Here is a 2382-nt window from a genome sequence, read left to right as displayed (position 1 = left end):
GCGCGGGACAGCGCGAGGGCCGCCGACTCCGGGGAGGAGTAGGACGGCACCGAACCGCGCGCGGGGCGGCTGTCGGCGTCCGCGACCGTGAGCGCGGCGGGGATGCCGTCCTGGCCGAGGTAGTTGGCGAGGACGGGAAGGCCGGTGTCGGCGGCGACCGCGCGGATCGCCGCGCCGAGGCGGTTCTCCTGCGCGTGCGGCGTGACCAGGGCGAGGATCGCGTCGACCTCGCCGCTGGTCGCGACCGTGCGCAGCGTCGCGTCGAACAGGTCGGGGTCGGCGAGCGGGCCGAGATCGACGGGGTTGGTGGCGTACCGGTCGCCGACGAGCGCGGCGAGCGCCGCATGGGTCCCGGCGGAGAGCACGGGAACGTCGAGTGCGTAGGTGCGGCACGCGTCGGTCGCCAGCGTTGCCAGCGCGCTGCTCGTGCCGACGACGCCAACGCGGCGCCCGGCGGGCAGCGGCTGGTGGGCGAGGAGCTGCACGGCGTCGAAAAGCTGGTTCAGCGTGTCGACGCGCACCACCCCGGCGCCGCCGAGGAGCGCGTCGACACCGCCGTCGGCGCTGTCCTGACCGCTTTTCAATGCGACGACGGGTTTACCCTGGCCGAGTTCGCGGGCTATGCGCGCGAACCGGGCGGGATTTCCAAGGCTCTGCAGGTGCAGCATGATGACGTCGGTCCGGGGATCCGACCGCCAGTATTCCAGCAGGTCGTTTACGGAAATGTCGGATCGGTCGCCGGCGGACACGAACGTGGAGAATCCGACCGCGCGACGGGTGGCGTCCGCGAGAAAACTTCCCGCCAGTGCGCCGGACTGGGTGAACACGCCGACCCGGCCGGCGGGCGCGGCGCCCACGGCGAAGGTGGCGTGCATCCGGACCGACGGGGCGGTGTTGATGACGCCCATCGCGTTCGGCCCGACGAGTCGTAGGCCGCCCTCGCGCGCGATCCGGACGGTCTCGGCGAGCAGGGCGCGCCCCTCGTCGCCACCGTCGGCGAACCCGGCCGACACGACGATGGCGGCGCCCACGCCCCGGGCCGCGCAGGCCCGCAGGACACCGACGACGTCGCGGGCCGGCACCGCGATCACGGCCAGGTCGATCGGCTCGGGCACTTCGGTGACGTCACGGTAGGCATAGACGGAGGCGACGTGGCTGGCCGCGGCGTTGACGGGATACACGGTGCCGGTGAAACCGTCGGCGAGCAGCCGCCGGAACACCTCGTGGCCGACCGTCCCCGGTTCGCGGCTGGCGCCGATCACCGCGACCACCCGGGGGTGCAGCAGCCGCTCGATCCCTCGCCTGTCGTGGGGCCGGTCGGCCTGGTCGGCCTGGTCGGTCTGGTCGGCCTGGTCGGTCTGGGAGCCACCCGGGGCCGCCGGTCCGGACGGGGAATCGGCCACCAGAACCCTCCTGCCACTGAATCATGCGTCTCTGGCGGCCATCCGCAGGCATGATCGTTTTAATCGTAGTACGCGTCGCCATCGCATGCCGTCCGGCGCCCGGCTGTCGTCCGGGTGCGGTGGACCGGGTCCGGCCGGGGCCGGGGTGGTTGTCTGGCGGATGGGCAAACAGTGTCCGGCGAGGGGGATCGATCCGGCACCGTGGCGCTGTGCGTCTTCCGCAGTGGTGGGCTGATGGTGCGTGATGCCCCCCGCCGCCGGGAAATCGTCCGGCTGTGGATCCGTCGGCGTTCACCTACGACCCGCCCGCGCCCCGCCCGTGGCTCGCGACCGGCGAGGTCGCCGCGCCGTCGCTCGCGGGCGTGCTTGGCCGAGGCGCTGCGTCCCGCCATCGCGTCGGCGTCGGCCATGTCGATCACCGCCATGTCGATCACCGCCATGTCGATCACCGCCATGTCGATCACTGAGGTGGGGTCGCGGCCGATTTCAGGTCTGGATGCGATGATTCCCTTGCTCTGGGTAGCTGCTGGCGGCGACTCGGACATTGTTGTGACGAAGGCCACATTCGCTTTTGACCTTGACTTCCGGGGGGTGCAACGAGGCGGTGCGCCCCGTAGCGATAGCCCAAAGGTGTGAACGTAGTTGACCGGCCGTTCCGGCCTGGCACGCCCATGCGGGGCGGGCCGCCCGGGGTGGTCACCGGACTGGCACCCACGGATGGGAAGGTCACGTGCAGAAGATCGATGACCGTTGGGTCATCTCCGCGGGTGACCTCGTTGACATCGTCGAATGTGGGCACCGGGTCAGGCTCACCCACGCGCTGGCGGCCGGCCTGCTGATCGCGGACGCCTCCGGCACCACCCCAGACACCGCCACCCCAGACACCGCCACCCCAGACACCGCCACCCCAGACACCGCCACCCCAGACACCGCCACCCCAGACACCGCCACCCCAGACACCGCCACCCCAGACACCGCC

3 protein-coding genes are annotated in these 2382 nt (G+C 71.8%); 2 read left to right on the top strand and 1 reads right to left on the bottom strand.

Annotated features, from left to right (window positions below; genetic code table 11):
• On the bottom strand, window positions 1–1403 hold a 1403-nt coding region (locus MXD58_RS29220), incomplete at its 3' end, for an acetate--CoA ligase family protein (protein WP_250611379.1).
• Window positions 1404–1769: 366 nt separating this feature from the next.
• On the opposite strand from MXD58_RS29220, the gene MXD58_RS29215 reads away from it, so the two are divergent.
• Together MXD58_RS29215 and MXD58_RS29210 are read left to right on the top strand one after the other, a co-directional pair.
• Window positions 1770–2039: a hypothetical protein gene (locus MXD58_RS29215; RefSeq protein WP_248839040.1), complete on the top strand. Its 270-nt coding sequence runs from the start codon at window positions 1770–1772 to the stop codon at window positions 2037–2039.
• 94 nt (window positions 2040–2133) lie between these two features.
• A partial coding sequence (locus MXD58_RS29210) for a hypothetical protein (protein WP_250611377.1) occupies window positions 2134–2382 on the top strand: 249 nt, incomplete at its 3' end.

This window comes from Frankia sp. AgKG'84/4 (assembly GCF_023242965.2).
Classification (GTDB): domain Bacteria; phylum Actinomycetota; class Actinomycetes; order Frankiales; family Frankiaceae; genus Frankia.
This window is presented reverse-complemented; position numbering and strand designations above follow the sequence as displayed.